Below are 15,843 nucleotides of genomic sequence, written 5' to 3' on the forward strand. Positions count from 1 at the left end.
GCCGCGTTGCCGGGTTGTGAGGATTGCACGAGGAACGCGCGATGCGGTGGTATGGATTAATCGGAACGCTGGGACTGGCGGGCGGCATGACGGCGGGGCTTCTGGCAATCACGGCGCCGACATGGGCGGGGCTGATCGGCTGGGGCATCGCCATGGTGGTCTGTCTGGCGGGCGCGCTGTGGTCGGTGCGCAAGCTGCGGCAGGTGCGCTGGAAGAAGCTGATCGTCGAGGAATGAGCTGACTTGGAACGATCCGAACCTCTGCGGCCGACCTGCCATTGCGGCGCGTGCGAATTGCACGTGACGCCGACGGACGGTCTGGCGAACGCGCGTCGTCGCGCCTGTTCGTCCCGCCGCAGGCGGGGTGCGATGAACGCGACGGTCAGGAACGGCGATCTGCGCGGCGCCGCGCTGGTGCTTCACCGGCTCGAGACCGGGGTGGCCCGGCGTCGGTTCTGCCATATCCGCGGAATATACACCCATCACCGCCGCCGGTCGGATCCGGGTGAATACGGCATCAATGTCGGCGGGCCGGAGGGCGTCAATCCGCGCCATCCGGGCCCCGTGCCGTGGAGCGACGGGATCAACCATCCGTCCGATGCGATCAGCGAAAGGGCCAACTGATGCTTTACCGCGAGGCGGGCGATTTCAAGACCAGCTATGCCGCCGACAGCCAGACCTTTCCGCTGCGGCTGGACCGGTGGGGATACTGGATCATTCTGGCGGTGGCGGTGTTCGTGGTGCCGCTGGTCATCAACGATTACTGGGTCAACGCGATCTTCCTGCCCTTCCTGATCTACGCGATCGCGGCGTTGGGGCTGAACATCCTGACGGGCTATTGCGGGCAGGTCAGCCTGGGGACGGGCGGATTCATGGCGGTGGGGGCCTATAGCTGCTACAAGCTGATGACCTCGTTTCCCGACATCAACATCGCCATCCATGTCGTGCTGTCGGGGTTCATCACGGCGGCGGTCGGGATGCTGTTCGGGCTGCCGTCGCTGCGGATCAAGGGCTTCTATCTGGCGGTGGCGACGCTGGCGGCGCAGTTCTTCCTGACATGGCTGTTCAACCGGGTGCCGTGGTTCTACAACTATTCCGCGTCGGGCCAGATCACCGCGCCCGAGCGCACGCTGGCCGGATTCCGCATCACCGGGCCGGAAACGCAGGCCTGGGCGACCTATCTGTTCTGTCTGGCCTTCCTGATCGCCAGCGCGTGGATCTGCCGTAACCTGACGCGCGGGGCGATGGGGCGGCGGTGGATGGCGATCCGCGACATGGACATCGCGGCCGAGATCATCGGCGTCAACCCGCTGCGCGCCAAGCTGTCGGCGTTCGGCGTGTCGTCCTTCTTCGTCGGCATCGCGGGCGCGCTATTCTTCGCCGTCTATCTGGGCGCGGTCGAGGCGAACGAGGCGTTCGGCATCAACAAGTCGTTCCTGGTGCTGTTCATGGTCATCATCGGCGGCCTGGGCAGCATCTTCGGCAGCTTCGCGGGGGCGGCGTTCCTGGTGCTGCTGCCGGTGGCGCTGAAGGTGCTTGGATCGGACCTGCTGGGGATGCCGACGGATCTGGTGGCGCATCTGAACCTGGTGATCGTCGGCGCGCTGATCATGTTCTTCCTGATCGTCGAGCCGCACGGTCTGGCGCAGATGTGGCGGCTGACGAAGGAAAAATTGCGGCTTTGGCCGTTCCCGCATTAGGATCGTCTTCACGCCGGTCGGATAGGCCGGAAATCAAGAAGTCCCGCAGGGGACACAGGGAGGAAGAATGAAGAAGTCGCTTACCACGATGGCGCTGGGCCTGACGCTGGCCGCGGGGCCGGCGCTGGCCGATCTGACGATCCCGGATCTGAGCTATCGGACCGGGCCTTATGCCGCCAGCGGCATCCCCTATTCGGACGGATACCAGGACTATTTCACGCTGATCAACGAACGCGACGGCGGCGTCGGCGGCGAAAGGCTGAACCTGATCGAGTGCGAGACAGGCTATAACACCGAAAAGGGCGTCGAATGCTATGAGGCGACCAAGGGGCAGGGCGCGCTGCTGTATCAGCCGCTGTCCACCGGGATCACCTATCAGCTGATCCCCAAGGCCAGCGCGGACGGCATTCCGATTCATACGCTGGGCTATGGGCGCACCAGCGCGAAGAACGGCAAGGTGTTCGAATGGGTGTTCAATTACCCGGCGAATTACTGGGACGGCGCATCGGTCGCGGTCAAGCATATCCTCGATGAGAACGACGGCGACATCAGCGACAAGACCATCGCCCTGCTGTATCACAACAGCGCCTTCGGCAAGGAGCCGATCCGCACGCTGGAGGAGTTGAGCGAGAAGCACGGATTCACCTTCACGCAACTGCCGATCGAGCCGCCGGGGCAGGAGCAGAAGTCGCAATGGCTGCAAATCCGCCGCGACCAGCCCGATTACGTCATCCTGTATGGCTGGGGGGTGATGAACCCCGTCGCCATCCAGGAAGCCGCCAATGTCCGCTATCCGATGGACCAGATGATCGGCATATGGTGGGCCGGGTCCGAGAACGACGTGGCCCCGGCCGGCGCGCGCGCAGACGGCTACAAGGCGCTGGCGATGCATGCGGTGAACGCGGATTTTCCCATCTACGACGACTTGCAGACCTATGTCGTGGACAAGGGGCTGACTGCGGGCGCGGGCGACCAGTTGGGCAGCGTTCTTTATAACCGTGGGCTTTATTCCGCGGTGCTGGCGGTCGAGGCGATCCGCAAGGCGCAGGAACTGGCCGGCACGTCCGACATCACCCCAGCGCAGATGCGCGACGGGATGGAGGCGCTGGAGATGACCGAGGAGCGGATGACCGAACTCGGGCTTCCGGGGTTCGGCCCGTCCTTCAAGGTGACGTGCGAGAATCACGGCGGCGACGGTCTGGGCGCGATTTCCCAATGGGATCACGAGCGTGGCACGTTCGAGCTGATCACCGACTATATGCAGAGCGATACCGAGGTTCTGGACCCGCTGATCGAGGAAGACAGCCTGGCCTATGCCGAGGAAAACAACATCGATCTGCGCTGCCAGTGACGATGGCGGCCCGTCCCTTCCGGGGGCGGGCCATCCGCGCCCCGATGGCCGCGATCTGTGCGGCGCTGCTGCTGGGGGCGTGCGACCTGACGCGGCCCCCGTCGCGGCAATGCGTGCTGCCCGGCGCGGCGCTGGCGCAGGCGGGGCTGGCGTCTTCGGGACGGGATGCGGGGGGCGCGACGCTGGCCGCCGATCCGGGGCCGATGGTGCTGGACGCCCTGCGCGACCGCGCGGCCGAGGCGCCGGCGCGCCAGCCCATCACGTTCCAGGTGCTGTCGCTGTCGGCGGGCGGGCAATACGGCGCGTTAGGCGCGGGATTCCTGCGCGGCTGGGCCGAGAATCCCGTCAATCCGCGTCCCGACTTCGATCTGGTGACGGGGGTTTCGGCGGGTGCGTTCCTGGCGCCGGCGGTCTTCGCGGGGCAGGGACGGGACGGCGCGCTGGACATCTATGACGGGCTGTCCGAGGCGGAGGTGTTCCGCCGCCGCCCGCTGCCCGCCTTGCTGTCGGCACCCTCCTTGTCGAGCGTCGAGCCGCTGGAGGGGCTTTTGCGGCAGCAACTGGATGCGCAGACGATCGCGGCCATCGCCGCGCGGCACCGCGACGGCGCGCGGTTGCTGATTTCGGCCGTCAACCTGGACACGACGCGGCAGACGGTGTTCGACCTCGGCGCCATCGCCGCGTCCGGCCTGCCGCTGGAGCATCGCCGCGACTGCATGGCCGAGGCGATGCTGGCTTCGGGCGCAATACCGGGCCTGTTTCCGCCGCGCGCCATCGACGGGGCGCTGTTCGCGGATGGGGGGTTGCGCGAGCAGGTGTTCCTGGCCGCGATCGAGGAATCGCGCCGCCGTGTTGCCGCCGAAACGGGGCGCGAGATCCGGGTGGAGGCGGTCGTCGTGGTCAACGGCGCGCTGCGGCCGCCGGTGGGGCCGGTCGCGGACCGCCTGCCCGATTATATCGGCCGGTCGGTGGCGATCCTGGCCGACGAAGTGCTGCGCGACAGTATCGCCGAAACGGTCGCCTTCGCCGCCGCGCGGCCCGATTGGACATTGCGCGGAATCGTGTCGCAGGCCACGCTGGAGCGGTGCGGCGGCGCGGTTCCCGTCGGCACGTTCGATCCTTGCGTGACATCGGCGCTGTTCGCCGAAGGGCGCGCGCGGGGGCGGGCGGTGCCGCTGGATCTGCTGAGCGCCGGCGAATTGCGCGCGCTGGCCGACGCGCTGTGACAGGGGGGACGGGGATGAACATGTCGGCGGAACGGGTCGAGGCGGCCGCGCAGGTCGAGACGTTGCTGGAGGTCAACAACATTGAGGTGATCTATAATTCGGTCATCCTGGTGCTGAAGGGCGTGTCGCTGAACGTGCCGCGGGGGGGCATCACCGCGCTGCTGGGCGGCAACGGCGCGGGCAAGACCACGACGCTGAAGGCGATCAGCAACCTGCTGAAATCCGAGCGGGGCGAAGTGACGAAAGGCTCCATCGCGTATCGCGGCGAGCGGGTGCAGGACCTGAACCCCGCCGATCTGGTGCAGCGCGGCGTCATCCAGGTGATGGAGGGGCGGCATTGCTTCGAGCATCTGACGATCGAGGAAAACCTGCTGACCGGCGCCTATACGCGTCGCGACGGCAAGCGGAAGGTCGCCGACGATCTGGAGCTGGTCTATGGCTATTTCCCGCGCCTGAAGGAACGGCGCGGAAGCCAGGCCGGCTACACCTCGGGCGGCGAGCAGCAGATGTGCGCCATCGGCCGCGCCCTGATGAGCCGCCCCGAGACGATCCTGCTGGACGAGCCCAGCATGGGACTGGCGCCGCAGCTGGTCGAGGAGATCTTCGGCATCGTCAAGGATCTGAACGAGCGGGAAGGCGTCAGCTTCCTTCTGGCCGAGCAGAACACCAACGTCGCGCTGCGGTTCGCGCATTACGGCTATATCCTGGAAAGCGGCCGGGTTGTGATGGACGGCGCGGCCGCCGATCTGCGCGAGAACCCGGACGTGAAGGAATTCTATCTCGGCATGTCGGACGAAGGCCGCAAGTCGTTCCGCGATGTCCGGTCCTATCGCCGCCGCAAGCGCTGGCTGAGTTAGCTATGGTTTCATATGAAGTCATCGGGCGACGGTGCTTCGGGGGCCGTGAGCTTTTCGTGGCGTAGAAGCGGTCCGGCAAGTCCCGCGCATTGGTGCTAAGGGCATTTGCGACCGGAAAGCGGTGGGCTGAACGCAGGCCGGCATGAGTGTCGCGACGCAGGTACCGGCCAGCAACCATAAAGGTGATGGGTGCATGATGGTCCAGGTCGTTCATTTCCCGCACCCTTTGCCGAAGTTTAACAAATGCAGCCTTCTCTTCAAATGAACGAAATTATCCCGAGTTCACGGTCACCGCGCCAGCACGTCCGACAGAAACGCCCCCGCCGCCGTCGCGATTTCGGCCTGGATGTCGGCGCGGGCGCGCGGGCCGGGATCGGCGCAGATCGGATCCTCGCCCGACAGGCCCACGACAGCCCAGCCCAGCCATGTGCACCTGCCGAGAAAGCTGAAATGCGAAGCGCCGCTGACGTAAAGGTGCCGTGCGCCTGGGATCGTCGGGGCGATTGCCGCGGCATCCACCCCGGCAGGGATGGTTTCGGGATCCCCGAGGTTGATCAGCAGGACCGGAACGTCGATGCGGCCAAGACTTTCGGCGGTATAGGCCTGGGCGAGCGCCGGATCGACGGCAATGACGGCCTCGATCCGCGCGTCCCTGTCATCGGCCTCGTATCGGGTCGCGTCGATGGCGGTCAGGTCCGCGCCGCCATCGGCCAGCCACTGACATTCCAGGCCGATATTCCCCTCGCAATAGGCGATGAAGGCCGATTTCGACACCCGCGCGCCCGCGACGCGAAGGGCCGTGTGGCCGCCCAGCGAAAAGCCCAGCACCCCGACCCTGTCGAGATCGGGCGACAATCCCTCGGGCGGCGCGCGCTTCAGCCAGTCGAGGATGGCGCCCAGGTCGTCCGCCCGCTCCCAAGGCATCACCGTGCGCTGAGGCAACGAATCGCCCGATGTCGTGCCGGGGTGGTTCGGCGCGACCACGATGACGCCACGGTCGGTCAGCGCATTGGCCAGCCATCCCAGATTGGCCGCATTGCCGCCCGATCCGTGCGACACAAGCACGACCGGGGCGGGATCGCCAAGCGACTGCGCATCTTCGACAACCGGCGCGCCGACGAAGACCGCGTTGCCACCCAACCGCGTAACGGGGTCTCGCTGATCGGTCGGATACCAGACATGCACGGGCAGCGGCACGTCGCGATGCGCCACGTCGATCTCGGTCGCGATATGCCCCGGCTGCGCCTGCGCGACACCCCCCGCCAGAATGAGGACGGCAAAACCCAGCTTCATTCAACCGCCCCCCGTATGGCGTTCGCCCGATCCTAGCGCACCGGGCGCCCGGCGTCAGCGCCGCCGAACAGCCGCCTCAACTGGCCCCATTGGCTGACCGCCAGTCCCATCAGGATCAGCGCCAGCGCGGCGAAGAAGCGGGGCGGAAGCGCCTCGGCCAGCAGCAGCGCGCCGAACGCCATCGACCACAGCGGCACCTGATAGTTCACCAGCGTCATGAAGACCGATCCGGCGGTGCGGATCACCTGGACCCGGATCAGCGCGGCCAGCGCCGTGGGCACCAACCCCAGGAACAGGATCGCCAGCGACGGCAGGTCCGCCGAGGGGCGGGGCACCCCTTCGACCAGCAGCATCAAGGGCACCAGCACCGCCGCGCCGACCAGCAGCGACGCCCCCGACAGCGCCACGGGATCGACCGGCGGGCATTGCCGCGTCAGGATCGACGCCGCGGCATAGCAGACCGTCGCCGTCAGGCAGGCCAATTGCCCAAGCGCCACCGAACCCGCCCCGAAATCCAGCGATTGCGGTCCCAGCAGCAACAGCGTTCCCGAAAACCCGATCAGCACGCCGATGCTGCGGCGCGGGGTCATCGGCTCGTCCGAGAAGAAATGCGCCAGCGGCAGCACGAACAGCGGCAGCGCCGTCATCGCCAGCCCGGCAAAGGCCGATGGCACGTATTGCTGTCCCCAGGACAGCAGCAGGAAAGGGAAAGCGGCCGAGGCCAGCCCGATCGGCACGACATAGCGCCAGACCGTCCAGCCGCGCGGCATGGCGCGGCCCAGCACCGCCATCAACAGCAGAGTCGATGCCGCGCCGAACCCCGTCCGCGCGGCCGCGACGGTCAGCGGGCCGTAGCCCCGCAGCGCCACCGCGACCACCATGAACGTGCCGCCCCAGATCACGCCCAGAAACGCGATCGACGCCCAGTTGCCCGGTGTCGGCTGATCGGTCACGGGCGGGGGGGCTGGCGCTCGGTCAGTTGCGCGCCTTGTCCACCATGCGGCCCTCGCTGATCCACGGCATCATGCCGCGCAGCTTCTCACCGACCTTCTCGATCTGGTGTTCGTCGTTCAGACGGCGCGTGGCCTTGAAGCTGGGCTGTCCGACGGCGTTTTCCTGCATGAAGTCGCGCACAAACTTGCCGGTCTGGATGTCGCGCAGAACCGCCTTCATCCGGGCCTTCGTCTCGTCATAAGGCAGGATGCGCGGACCGCTGACATATTCGCCGTATTCGGCCGTGTTGCTGATCGAGTAATTCATGTTGGCGATGCCGCCCTCGTAGATCAGATCGACGATCAGCTTCACCTCGTGCAGGCATTCGAAATAGGCCATCTCGGGCTCGTATCCCGCTTCGACCAGCGTCTCGAACCCCATGCGGATCAGCTCGACCAGACCGCCGCACAGCACCGCCTGCTCGCCGAACAGGTCGGTTTCGCATTCCTGGCGGAAGTCGGTCTCGATGATGCCCGAACGCCCGCCGCCGATGGCCGCGCAATAGGACAGCGCCAGCTCCATCGCGCGGCCGGTTGCATCCTGATGCACCGCGACCAGGCAGGGCACGCCGCCGCCCTTCACGTATTCGCCGCGCACCGTGTGGCCGGGGCCCTTGGGCGCCATCATCACCACATCGACGCCCGGCTTTGGCTCGATCAGGCCGAAATGCACGTTCAGCCCGTGGGCAAAGGCGATGGCGGCGCCGTCCTTCAGATGCGCATGGACGTGATCGCGGTAAACCCTGGCCTGCAATTCGTCGGGCATCGTGAACATGATCAGGTCGCACCAGGCCGCGGCTTCCTCGATCCCCATCACCTTCAGGCCCTCGCCTTCGGCCTTGGCGCGGCTGGGCGATCCGTCGCGCAGGGCGACGACGACATTCTTCGCGCCGCTGTCGCGCAGGTTCAGCGCATGGGCGTGCCCCTGGCTGCCATAGCCCAGGATGGCGACCTTGCGGTCCTTGATCAGATTGATGTCGCAGTCGCGATCGTAATAGACGCGCATTGGCCTGTCCCTTTTCCCCGATATGCGGGACCAGCCGATAGCGCAGCCTTGCGCCGGGGACAATCCGCGCGGTCATGCGCGTTTGCCAAGGGCCGGCCTGCGGGTTACTTCACGGCAAACCGCTGCAAAGGATCCGGCCATGACCGCGCTGCGCGACGATATCGACCCCGACGGGTTGCTGGAATATTCGGTCGTCTTCACCGACCGCTCGCTCAACCACATGTCGGCCGCGTTCCAGGGGGTGATGCGCGACATCTCCTCCATGCTGCGCGAGGTTTACAACGCCGACGCCGTGGCGCTGGTGCCGGGCGGCGGCACCTATGCGATGGAAGCGGTGGCGCGGCAACTGGCGACGGATGCGAAGGTTCTGATCATCCGCAACGGCTGGTTCTCGTATCGCTGGACGCAAATATTCGAGGCGGGCCATATTCCGCAGGACGAAACGGTGCTGATGGCGCGGCGCACCGGCAACGCCGCCGACGCCCCCTTCGCCCCGCCGCCCCTGGCCGAGGTGACGGACCGCATCCGCCAGGACCGCCCCGATATCGTCTTCGCCCCGCATGTCGAGACGAGTTCGGGCATGATCCTGCCCGACGATTACCTGACGGCGGTAGCGGACGCCGCGCACGAGGTCGGCGCACTTTTCGTGCTCGACTGCATCGCGTCGGGCTGCGTCTGGGTGAACATGAAGGCCACCGGCGTCGATGTGCTGATCTCGGCGCCGCAAAAGGGCTGGTCCGCTTCGCCCTCTGCGGGGTGCGTGATGCTGGGGGCCGCGGCGTTGGAACGGGTCCGGGCGCGGCAATCGACCAGCTTCGCCAACGATCTGGGCAAGTGGTTGCAGATCATGGAAGCCTACGAAGGCGGCGGCCACGCCTATCATGCCACGCTGCCCACCGACGCGCTGCGCGGCTTCCGCGACGCCATGCGGGAAACGAAGGATCTGGGCTGGGATCGTCTGAAGGCAGCGCAATGGGAACAGGGCGACGCCGTGCGCGCCCTGCTGCGCGACCGGGGCATCCGGTCGGTCGCGGCCGACGGCTTCGGCGCGCCGGGCGTGGTGGTGGCCTTTACCGACCGTGACGACGTGAAGTCCGGCCGCGCCTTCGCCGAGCAGGGGATGCAGATCGCCGCCGGCGTGCCGCTGATGGTGGGCGAGGGCGATGGCTATGCGTCGTTCCGCATCGGGCTCTTCGGCCTCGACAAGCTGCGCGACGTGCCCGCCAGCGTGGCGCGTCTGGAAAAGGCGCTGGACGCCGTGTTCTAGCCGCGCCCCATCCCCGCACGCATGACGGCCAGGCGCAGCGGCATCAGGTCGTGCACCCCACGCAGTCCCAGTCGCCGCAGCCCCTGCACCGGGGCCGCGCCCGACTGGCAGATCCGGTTGAACAGGTCGATCGCCCCCGCGCGCAGGCGAATGTCGCGCCCGCGCGCCGCGGCATAGGCGTCTAGCCCCCGATCCGCCCCCGGATCGCCCGCGTCGATGCAGCGCGTCAATGCGGCGATATCGGCGATGGACGTGTTCAGCCCCTGCGCCCCGATGGGCGGCAGCACATGCGCGGCTTCGGCGACGATGGCGGTCCGGCGCGCGGTCAGGCGCTGCGCGGTCTGCGTGACGATGGGCCATTCGCGGATCGGGCTGGCCACCTCCATCCGGCCCAGGATCGCGGTGGCGCGCGCGACCATCTGCGTCTCGAAGGCGCGGCGGTCCATCGCCAGCAGCTCCTTCGCGCGCCGCCCGTCATTCATCCACACGATGGCCGAGGCGGGCCTGCCGTCCTCGTCTCCCAGCGGAACGATGGTGAACGCGCCGCCCGAATTGTAGATCTCGGTGCTGATATTGCCGTGCGGCCGCCCATGCGTGACCGCGAAGGCCAGCGCCGTCTGCCCATAGCGGCGCACGTCCACCCCGATTCCCGCCGCCTGCCGCACCGGCGAATTGCGCCCGTCCGCCCCCACGATCAGGGCCGCGTCCAGCCGCGCGCCGTCGCTCAGCGTCACGCGCACCCCGCTGCTGCGGGCCAGCATCGCGGCAAACCCCGTTCCCATCCGCAGATCGACGCCGCCCAGATCGGCCAGCGCTTCCGTCAGCACCTTGCGCGCGCGCCAGTTGGGCACGTTCCAGCCGAACGCCTCCAGCCCCAGATCGGACGGCAGGAACAGCCGCTTGTCGGTCCGTTCGGGCGGCCATCCGGTCGTGTCGATGACCCTCAATCCGCGCAGGGGCGTGGCATGGGGCACCAGCGGCGCCCACAATCCCGCTTCCTCGAGCAAGGCGCGCGACGGTTCCAGATACGCGGTCGAACGCAGGTCGGATCCTTCGGCCTCGGCCGTCTCCGGCGGCGGCGTCGGGTCCAGCACGGTGACGCGGTGGCCGCGTCCGGCCAGCAAGGCGGCGGCGATCAGTCCCGCAATCCCGGCGCCGCTGATGATGATGTCGGTCTCTGCCATGTCCCGCGATCTAGGCCGCCGCGCGCGGAAGGGAAAGGCGCGCGGTTGAAACGCCCGCTTGCCACGGACTAGACAGGACGCGACGCCAGCCGGGGGGCAATGCCGTGCGCGACAGCAGAAACGGGACGGGCGACGCCTATGGCCTGATCCTCGACGCCATCGACAGCGGCATCTACCGCCCCGGCGACCGACTTGTCGAAAGCGAGCTTGCGGACCGCTTCGGCGTCTCGCGCACCCCGATACGCGAGGCGTTGCAGCGTCTGGAAACCCAGTCCCTTCTGGTGCGCGACGGCCGCAGCCTCATCGTCGCGTCGCTGGGGCACAACGAACTGGCCGAACTCTATGTCGTCCGGGCCGAGTTGGAAGGGCTGGCCGCGCGTCTGGCCGCCCGCCACGCCACGCTCGAGGAGGTTCGCGTTCTGCGCGCCATGGTGCGCGACGATGCCGCGCTGGTGGACGATCCCGCCGCCCTGTCGCGGTCGAACCGGCGCTTTCACCGGCAGATCCATCTGGCCTCGCATAACCGCTTTCTGGTGCGGCAACTGGGGCTGGTGCATCGGTCGATGGCGCTGCTGGCCACCACCTCGCTTGCGGCGCAGGGGCGGGGGCAGGCGGCGCTGGACGAACACGACCGCATCGTCGCCGCGATCGAGGCTTCGGACGCCGACGCCGCCGACGCCGCGCTGCGCGCCCATATCAGCCGGGCGTTCGAGACGCGGCTCAGGCTGGATGCGGCCCGCGACCCCGAGGCGTGACAGGCGCGTCGGGCTGCGACACGCCATGCGCGGTCTTGTCCCAGAAGAACGGACAGACGGCCAGCTCCCATAATCCCTTGGCCAGCGCGAAGGTGGCCATCGGAAAGTAAAGATGCATTGCCGGCGCCCAAGCGATCAGGTGCCGGTGGCCGGCCAGCCACGCCGCGCGCATATGCGCCGCCAGAACGATCAGCGCCGTCGCGTTCAGATACAGCACCAGCGCCAGCCCGCCGCCCGCCGGCAGCATGTCGCCCAGCGGATGCGGCAGCCCCAGAATAAGCAGCCAAAGCAGCCACAGCGCCGGGGCCAGCAACGTTCCCAACAGCGACCCCAGAAACAGCACCTGGATTCCGATGAACCGCCACGCGCCGACGTCGCGCCACAACCGACGCGGGTCGCGCATATGCACCAGCCACGTCATCGCATAGCCTTTCAGCCAGCGCGACCGCTGGCGCATCCACGGCACCGGGCGCGTCGTCGCCTCCTCCATCGTGGTGCTGTCCAGCAGGTCGGTGCGGTATCCCCGCCGCGCCAGGCGCATCCCCAGATCCGCGTCCTCGGTGACGTTATGCGCGTCCCATGCGCCCAGGGCATCCAGCGCCTCGCGCCGGAAGAACACGGTCGTGCCGCCCAACGGCACGGGCCAGCCCAACCGGTGCAGCGCGGGCAGGACCATTCCGAACCAGGTGGAATAATCCAGCGCGAAACACCGCGCGATCCAGCTTGCGCGCGAATTGTAGAAGTTGAGCCGCCCTTGAAGGCAGGCGACCTGCGCGGGCGATGCCGCGAACTGGCTGACCACCTTCAGCAACTGGTCGGGCTCGGGGCAATCTTCGGCGTCATAGATGCCGACGATGGCGCCGTCGCAGAAATCCAGCGCGTAATTCATCGCGCGCGGCTTCGTCGTCACCGCCCCGTCCGCCACCGCCACCACCCGCATCCACGGCGGCAGAACCGTTTCGCGCAGGGTCTGCCGCGTCACCCGGTCGGCCGATTCGATGACAAGGCAGATGTCCAGAAGGTCGCGCGGATAGTCCAGCCGCGACAGCCGCTGCACCAGCGTGCCGGCAATGTCGCGCTCGCCGTGCAGCGGCACCAGGATCGACACCTTGGGCATCCGCAGCGGGATGGGCCGGCTGGCCGGGGAACCCTGCGTCTGGCGCATCAGCAGCGCGGTCAGCACCAACCCGGTATTGACCGCCGCGACCGCCAGCGCCAGCAGCGTCAGCGCCAGCAGCGTGGCACCGGGCCAGATCGCCACGACGCCCGCCGCCGCGACCGCCAGCGCCGCCAGCCGCGGCGACAGCGCCGGTCGGCCCATGTCCCGGCAACTCGCCTCGGCCGCGACCCGCGATTCGGCCCGCCCGACCAGCGCGTTGCGCCGCATGGCCGTCAGCAGGCCGTCGATCTCGGCCTCGGTGGCGACCGTCATCGCCACGGGGCCGAACAGATCCTCCAGCCAGGCCCGGCGCGCGGCAAAGCGGTGCGGCTCGCTGGTGGCGACGGGCATTGCCGCGCCTTGCCGCATCAGCGGCACCAGCCGCATCCGCGCGCATTCGACAATGCCCAGCCGGTCGATCGCCTCGGGCGCGGCCCGCAGGTCGCCGGGCACGATCCTGCCCGCGCCGAACTGCTCGGCCAGCGCATCGACCAGCGCGCTTTCGTCCAGATGCCCGTGCGCGATTAGGATGCGTCCCAGCGGCGCGCCGGTCTTGCGCTGATGCTCCAGCGCCCAGTCCAGCGTCGCGGCGTCGATCCCGCCCCGCCGGATCAGGATTTCGCCCAGCGGCGCCCCCTCGTCCTGCCGCGCCCGTGGATGGCGCGGCGTGACGAGCGAGAGAACCTGTGCATTCATGCCGCACCCCGACGGAAACCGATTTCCGTCAAGCTCTGCGCAAAGTTGGTTAAGCGGCGGTTAACGCCGGCAGGATCAGGCCGCGTCGCGCATCGCCGTTGCAAACCGCTCGAACAGGTGGAAACTGTCCATTGGGCCGGGGCTTGCCTCGGGGTGGTGCTGGACCGACCAGACCGGCCGGTCGGCCATCCGTATCCCGCAATTCGATCCGTCGAACAGCGATACATGCGTCTCGACCACGCCCTGCGGCAGGGTCTGCGAATCGACGGTGAAGCCGTGATTCATCGACGTGATCTGCACCTTGCCCGTCTCGACGTCGCGGACGGGATGGTTCGCGCCGTGATGGCCGTGGTTCATCTTGACAGTTTTCGCCCCCAGCGCCAGCGCCAGCATCTGATGGCCCAGGCATATCCCGAAGACCGGCAGCCGCGTGTCCCGCAGCACCTGGCCGATCATCGGCACCGCGTATTCCCCCGTCGCCGCCGGATCGCCCGGACCGTTCGACAGGAACACCCCTTGCGGATCGTGGGCCAGCACATCCTCGGCCGTGGCGCTGGCAGGCAGCACGGTCACGTCGCATCCCGCCGAGGCCAGGGATCGCAGGATGTTGCGCTTGGCCCCGTAATCCACCGCCACCACCCGCAGGCCCGGCCCCTCGCGCCGCTCGAACCCGCCGGGCCAGGCCCAGCGCATTTCGTCCCAGCGATAGGATTGCGCGCAGGTCACGTCGCGCGCCAGATCGCGGCCCACCAGCCCCGGAAAAGCGCGCGCCGCCGCCAGCAGCGCCGGCACGTCGAACGCGCCGGCCGGATCGTGGGCAAGGACGGCATGGGGCGCGCCCTGCTGGCGGATCGCCCGCGTCAGCCGCCGCGTGTCGATCCCGCCGATCCCGATCCGCCCGCGCCGCGCCAGCCAGTCCGGCAGGTCGCCCATCGCGCGCCAATTGCTCGGCTCTGTCGGATCCCAGCGCACGACCATGCCCTGCGCCACCGGATCGGCCGTCTCGTCGTCCTCGGGGGTGACGCCGGTGTTGCCGATATGCGGGAAGGTGAAGGTCACGATCTGCCCGGCATAGGACGGATCGGTCATGATCTCCTGATAGCCGGTCATCGCGGTGTTGAAGCACAGTTCGGCCACCGTCTGCCCCGTCGCGCCGAAGCCGCGCCCGTAAAAGACCGTTCCGTCGGCAAGAACAAGGCAGGCGGTCGGTCGGATGGCGGGCATGGCGCGGACCTTTCGGGGGGGGCGTTGAAATCGCGGCAACCTAAAGGATCGCGCGGTTCGGGGTCAAGCGGGCGCCACGGTTGCCGCTTGTGCCGCGTTGCGCTAGACAAGCGGGCTTGCCGCCAAGCCCAGAGGTGCCCCGGATGGAACTTCGCAGCCGCATCGACGCCGCCCTGAAACAGGCCATGAAGGACCGCCAGCCCGAAAGGCTGTCCACGCTGCGGCTGATCAGCGCCGCGATTAAGGACCGCGAGATCGCCGCCCGCGGCAGCGAGGATGCGGGCGCCGGGCTGGGCGATGCCGAATTGCGGCAGATCATGGGCAAGATGGTCAAGCAGCGGCAGGAAAGCGTGCGCGCCTACGAGGAAGGCGGGCGGCTGGAACTGGCCGACCGCGAACGCGACGAGATCGCCATCATCGAGGAATTCCTGCCCCGCCAGATGACCGAGGCCGAAGTCGCCGCCGCCATCGACGCCGCCGTGGCCGAGGCCGATGCCAGCACGATTCGCGACATGGGCCGGGTCATGGCGATCCTCAAGACGCGGCATACGGGCCAGATGGATTTCGGCGCGGTCGGCCCGCGGGTAAAGGACCGCCTGGCCGGCACCTGATCCCGGTCAGCCACGCAGCAGGTCGCGCAGCCTGTCATGCAGCTCCTGCCGCTCGTCGGGCGACAGGAATGCGCCCAGCTCCACCTCGCGCCCCGCGCCGCGCAGCGTCAGGTAATTCTCGACCGGCTTTTCATGCAGCGTCAGGCTGACCCAATGGGGGTTGGCTTCCCACGTCCTGTCGGGGCGGCGCGGGTCGTGGCGCACCAGCGCGATGCGGTCCGGCCACAAAGTCAGCTCCTCCAGCAGCTCGCCGTCGCGATAGCTGCGTTGCAGCGCCGCCCATAACGCCCAGACCGCCCCCATCGTGAAGGGCAGCAGCCCCCACAGCACCGGCGATCCCAGCAGCGGCAGGACGGGGATCAGGATCAGGCAGAAGAACGCCAGGATGAACGCCGCGAACCCCCGGCGCGGCAGTGACCGATGCGGCCACAGCCGAAGCTGCGCGCGCGGTTCGCCATCCGCGGACGAAAAGGCCCCGGTCGTTGCCGGGGCCTTTTGCGGTGTCAGCCATTCGACCGGCATG

Annotated in this window: 16 protein-coding genes; 9 read left to right on the forward strand and 7 right to left on the reverse strand. The window is 68.1% G+C overall.

Annotated features, from left to right (window positions below; all coding sequences use genetic code 11):
- Positions 1-41 precede the first annotated feature (41 nt).
- The 6 genes from OCGS_RS01960 to OCGS_RS01985 all read left to right on the forward strand — a co-directional run bounded on the left by OCGS_RS01960 (position 42) and on the right by OCGS_RS01985 (position 5,133).
- Positions 42-236, forward strand: a complete 195-nt coding sequence (locus tag OCGS_RS01960) for a hypothetical protein (RefSeq protein WP_007425535.1) — start codon at positions 42-44, stop codon at positions 234-236.
- A 6-nt stretch (positions 237-242) separates the two neighbouring features.
- Positions 243-623: a GFA family protein gene (locus OCGS_RS01965; protein ID WP_007425536.1), complete on the forward strand. Its 381-nt coding sequence runs from the start codon at positions 243-245 to the stop codon at positions 621-623.
- Entirely contained in the window at positions 623-1,699 is a 1,077-nt protein-coding gene (locus tag OCGS_RS01970; protein ID WP_007425537.1) for a branched-chain amino acid ABC transporter permease, read from the forward strand. The genes OCGS_RS01965 and OCGS_RS01970 overlap by 1 nt, the downstream gene beginning before the upstream one ends.
- A 67-nt stretch (positions 1,700-1,766) precedes the next feature.
- Positions 1,767-3,050: an ABC transporter substrate-binding protein gene (locus OCGS_RS01975; protein ID WP_007425538.1), complete on the forward strand. Its 1,284-nt coding sequence runs from the start codon at positions 1,767-1,769 to the stop codon at positions 3,048-3,050.
- A 44-nt stretch (positions 3,051-3,094) separates the two neighbouring features.
- On the forward strand, positions 3,095-4,276 hold the full coding sequence (locus OCGS_RS14450; RefSeq protein ID WP_162136596.1) for a patatin-like phospholipase family protein: 1,182 nt from the start codon (positions 3,095-3,097) through the stop codon (positions 4,274-4,276).
- 20 nt (positions 4,277-4,296) lie between these two features.
- A complete protein-coding gene (locus OCGS_RS01985; RefSeq protein WP_040610312.1) occupies positions 4,297-5,133 on the forward strand; it encodes an ABC transporter ATP-binding protein in 837 nt (278 codons plus the stop codon).
- A 288-nt stretch (positions 5,134-5,421) separates the two neighbouring features.
- Here OCGS_RS01985 and OCGS_RS01990 read toward each other — a convergent pair whose 3' ends face one another.
- Genes OCGS_RS01990 through ilvC form a run of 3 tightly spaced genes read right to left on the reverse strand, consistent with a single transcriptional unit; the run spans position 5,422 to position 8,424 of the window.
- The gene (locus OCGS_RS01990; RefSeq protein ID WP_007425541.1) at positions 5,422-6,426 is read right to left on the reverse strand and encodes an alpha/beta hydrolase family protein; all 1,005 of its coding nucleotides are present in this window, start codon (positions 6,424-6,426) and stop codon (positions 5,422-5,424) included.
- Between the two features lie 32 nt (positions 6,427-6,458).
- The gene (locus OCGS_RS01995) at positions 6,459-7,379 is read right to left on the reverse strand and encodes a DMT family transporter (protein ID WP_007425542.1); all 921 of its coding nucleotides are present in this window, start codon (positions 7,377-7,379) and stop codon (positions 6,459-6,461) included.
- Positions 7,380-7,401: 22 nt separating this feature from the next.
- Positions 7,402-8,424, reverse strand: a complete 1,023-nt coding sequence (gene ilvC / locus OCGS_RS02000) for a ketol-acid reductoisomerase (RefSeq protein WP_007425543.1) — start codon at positions 8,422-8,424, stop codon at positions 7,402-7,404.
- Positions 8,425-8,563: 139 nt separating this feature from the next.
- Here ilvC and OCGS_RS02005 point away from each other — a divergent pair, with 139 nt between their 5' ends.
- A complete protein-coding gene (locus OCGS_RS02005; protein WP_007425544.1) occupies positions 8,564-9,691 on the forward strand; it encodes an aminotransferase class V-fold PLP-dependent enzyme in 1,128 nt (375 codons plus the stop codon).
- Here the strand turns inward: OCGS_RS02005 and OCGS_RS02010 are convergent.
- On the reverse strand, positions 9,688-10,875 hold the full coding sequence (locus tag OCGS_RS02010) for an FAD-dependent oxidoreductase (RefSeq protein ID WP_007425545.1): 1,188 nt from the start codon (positions 10,873-10,875) through the stop codon (positions 9,688-9,690). The two genes, OCGS_RS02005 and OCGS_RS02010, sit on opposite strands and share 4 nt — an antisense overlap.
- A 104-nt stretch (positions 10,876-10,979) precedes the next feature.
- Here OCGS_RS02010 and OCGS_RS02015 point away from each other — a divergent pair, with 104 nt between their 5' ends.
- Positions 10,980-11,630: a GntR family transcriptional regulator gene (locus tag OCGS_RS02015; RefSeq protein WP_007425546.1), complete on the forward strand. Its 651-nt coding sequence runs from the start codon at positions 10,980-10,982 to the stop codon at positions 11,628-11,630.
- On the opposite strand, the gene OCGS_RS02020 is transcribed toward OCGS_RS02015, so the two are convergent.
- Complete coding sequence (locus OCGS_RS02020; protein ID WP_007425547.1) at positions 11,596-13,485, reverse strand: glycosyltransferase; 1,890 nt, start codon at positions 13,483-13,485, stop codon at positions 11,596-11,598. The genes OCGS_RS02015 and OCGS_RS02020 overlap by 35 nt on opposite strands.
- 75 nt (positions 13,486-13,560) lie before the next feature.
- Complete coding sequence (gene carA, locus OCGS_RS02025) at positions 13,561-14,709, reverse strand: glutamine-hydrolyzing carbamoyl-phosphate synthase small subunit (RefSeq protein ID WP_007425548.1); 1,149 nt, start codon at positions 14,707-14,709, stop codon at positions 13,561-13,563.
- Positions 14,710-14,852: 143 nt separating this feature from the next.
- Between carA and OCGS_RS02030 the strand changes: the two genes are divergently transcribed.
- Positions 14,853-15,320, forward strand: coding sequence for a GatB/YqeY domain-containing protein (locus OCGS_RS02030; protein ID WP_007425549.1), 468 nt, complete (start codon positions 14,853-14,855; stop codon positions 15,318-15,320).
- A 6-nt stretch (positions 15,321-15,326) separates the two neighbouring features.
- On the opposite strand, the gene OCGS_RS02035 is transcribed toward OCGS_RS02030, so the two are convergent.
- Positions 15,327-15,842 carry a DUF2244 domain-containing protein gene (locus tag OCGS_RS02035; protein WP_007425550.1) on the reverse strand — a complete coding sequence of 172 codons (516 nt, stop codon included), beginning with the start codon at positions 15,840-15,842 and terminating at the stop codon, positions 15,327-15,329.
- Position 15,843 lies beyond the last annotated feature (1 nt).

It is taken from the genome of Oceaniovalibus guishaninsula JLT2003, from assembly GCF_000299575.1.
Lineage (GTDB): Bacteria > Pseudomonadota > Alphaproteobacteria > Rhodobacterales > Rhodobacteraceae > Palleronia > Palleronia guishaninsula.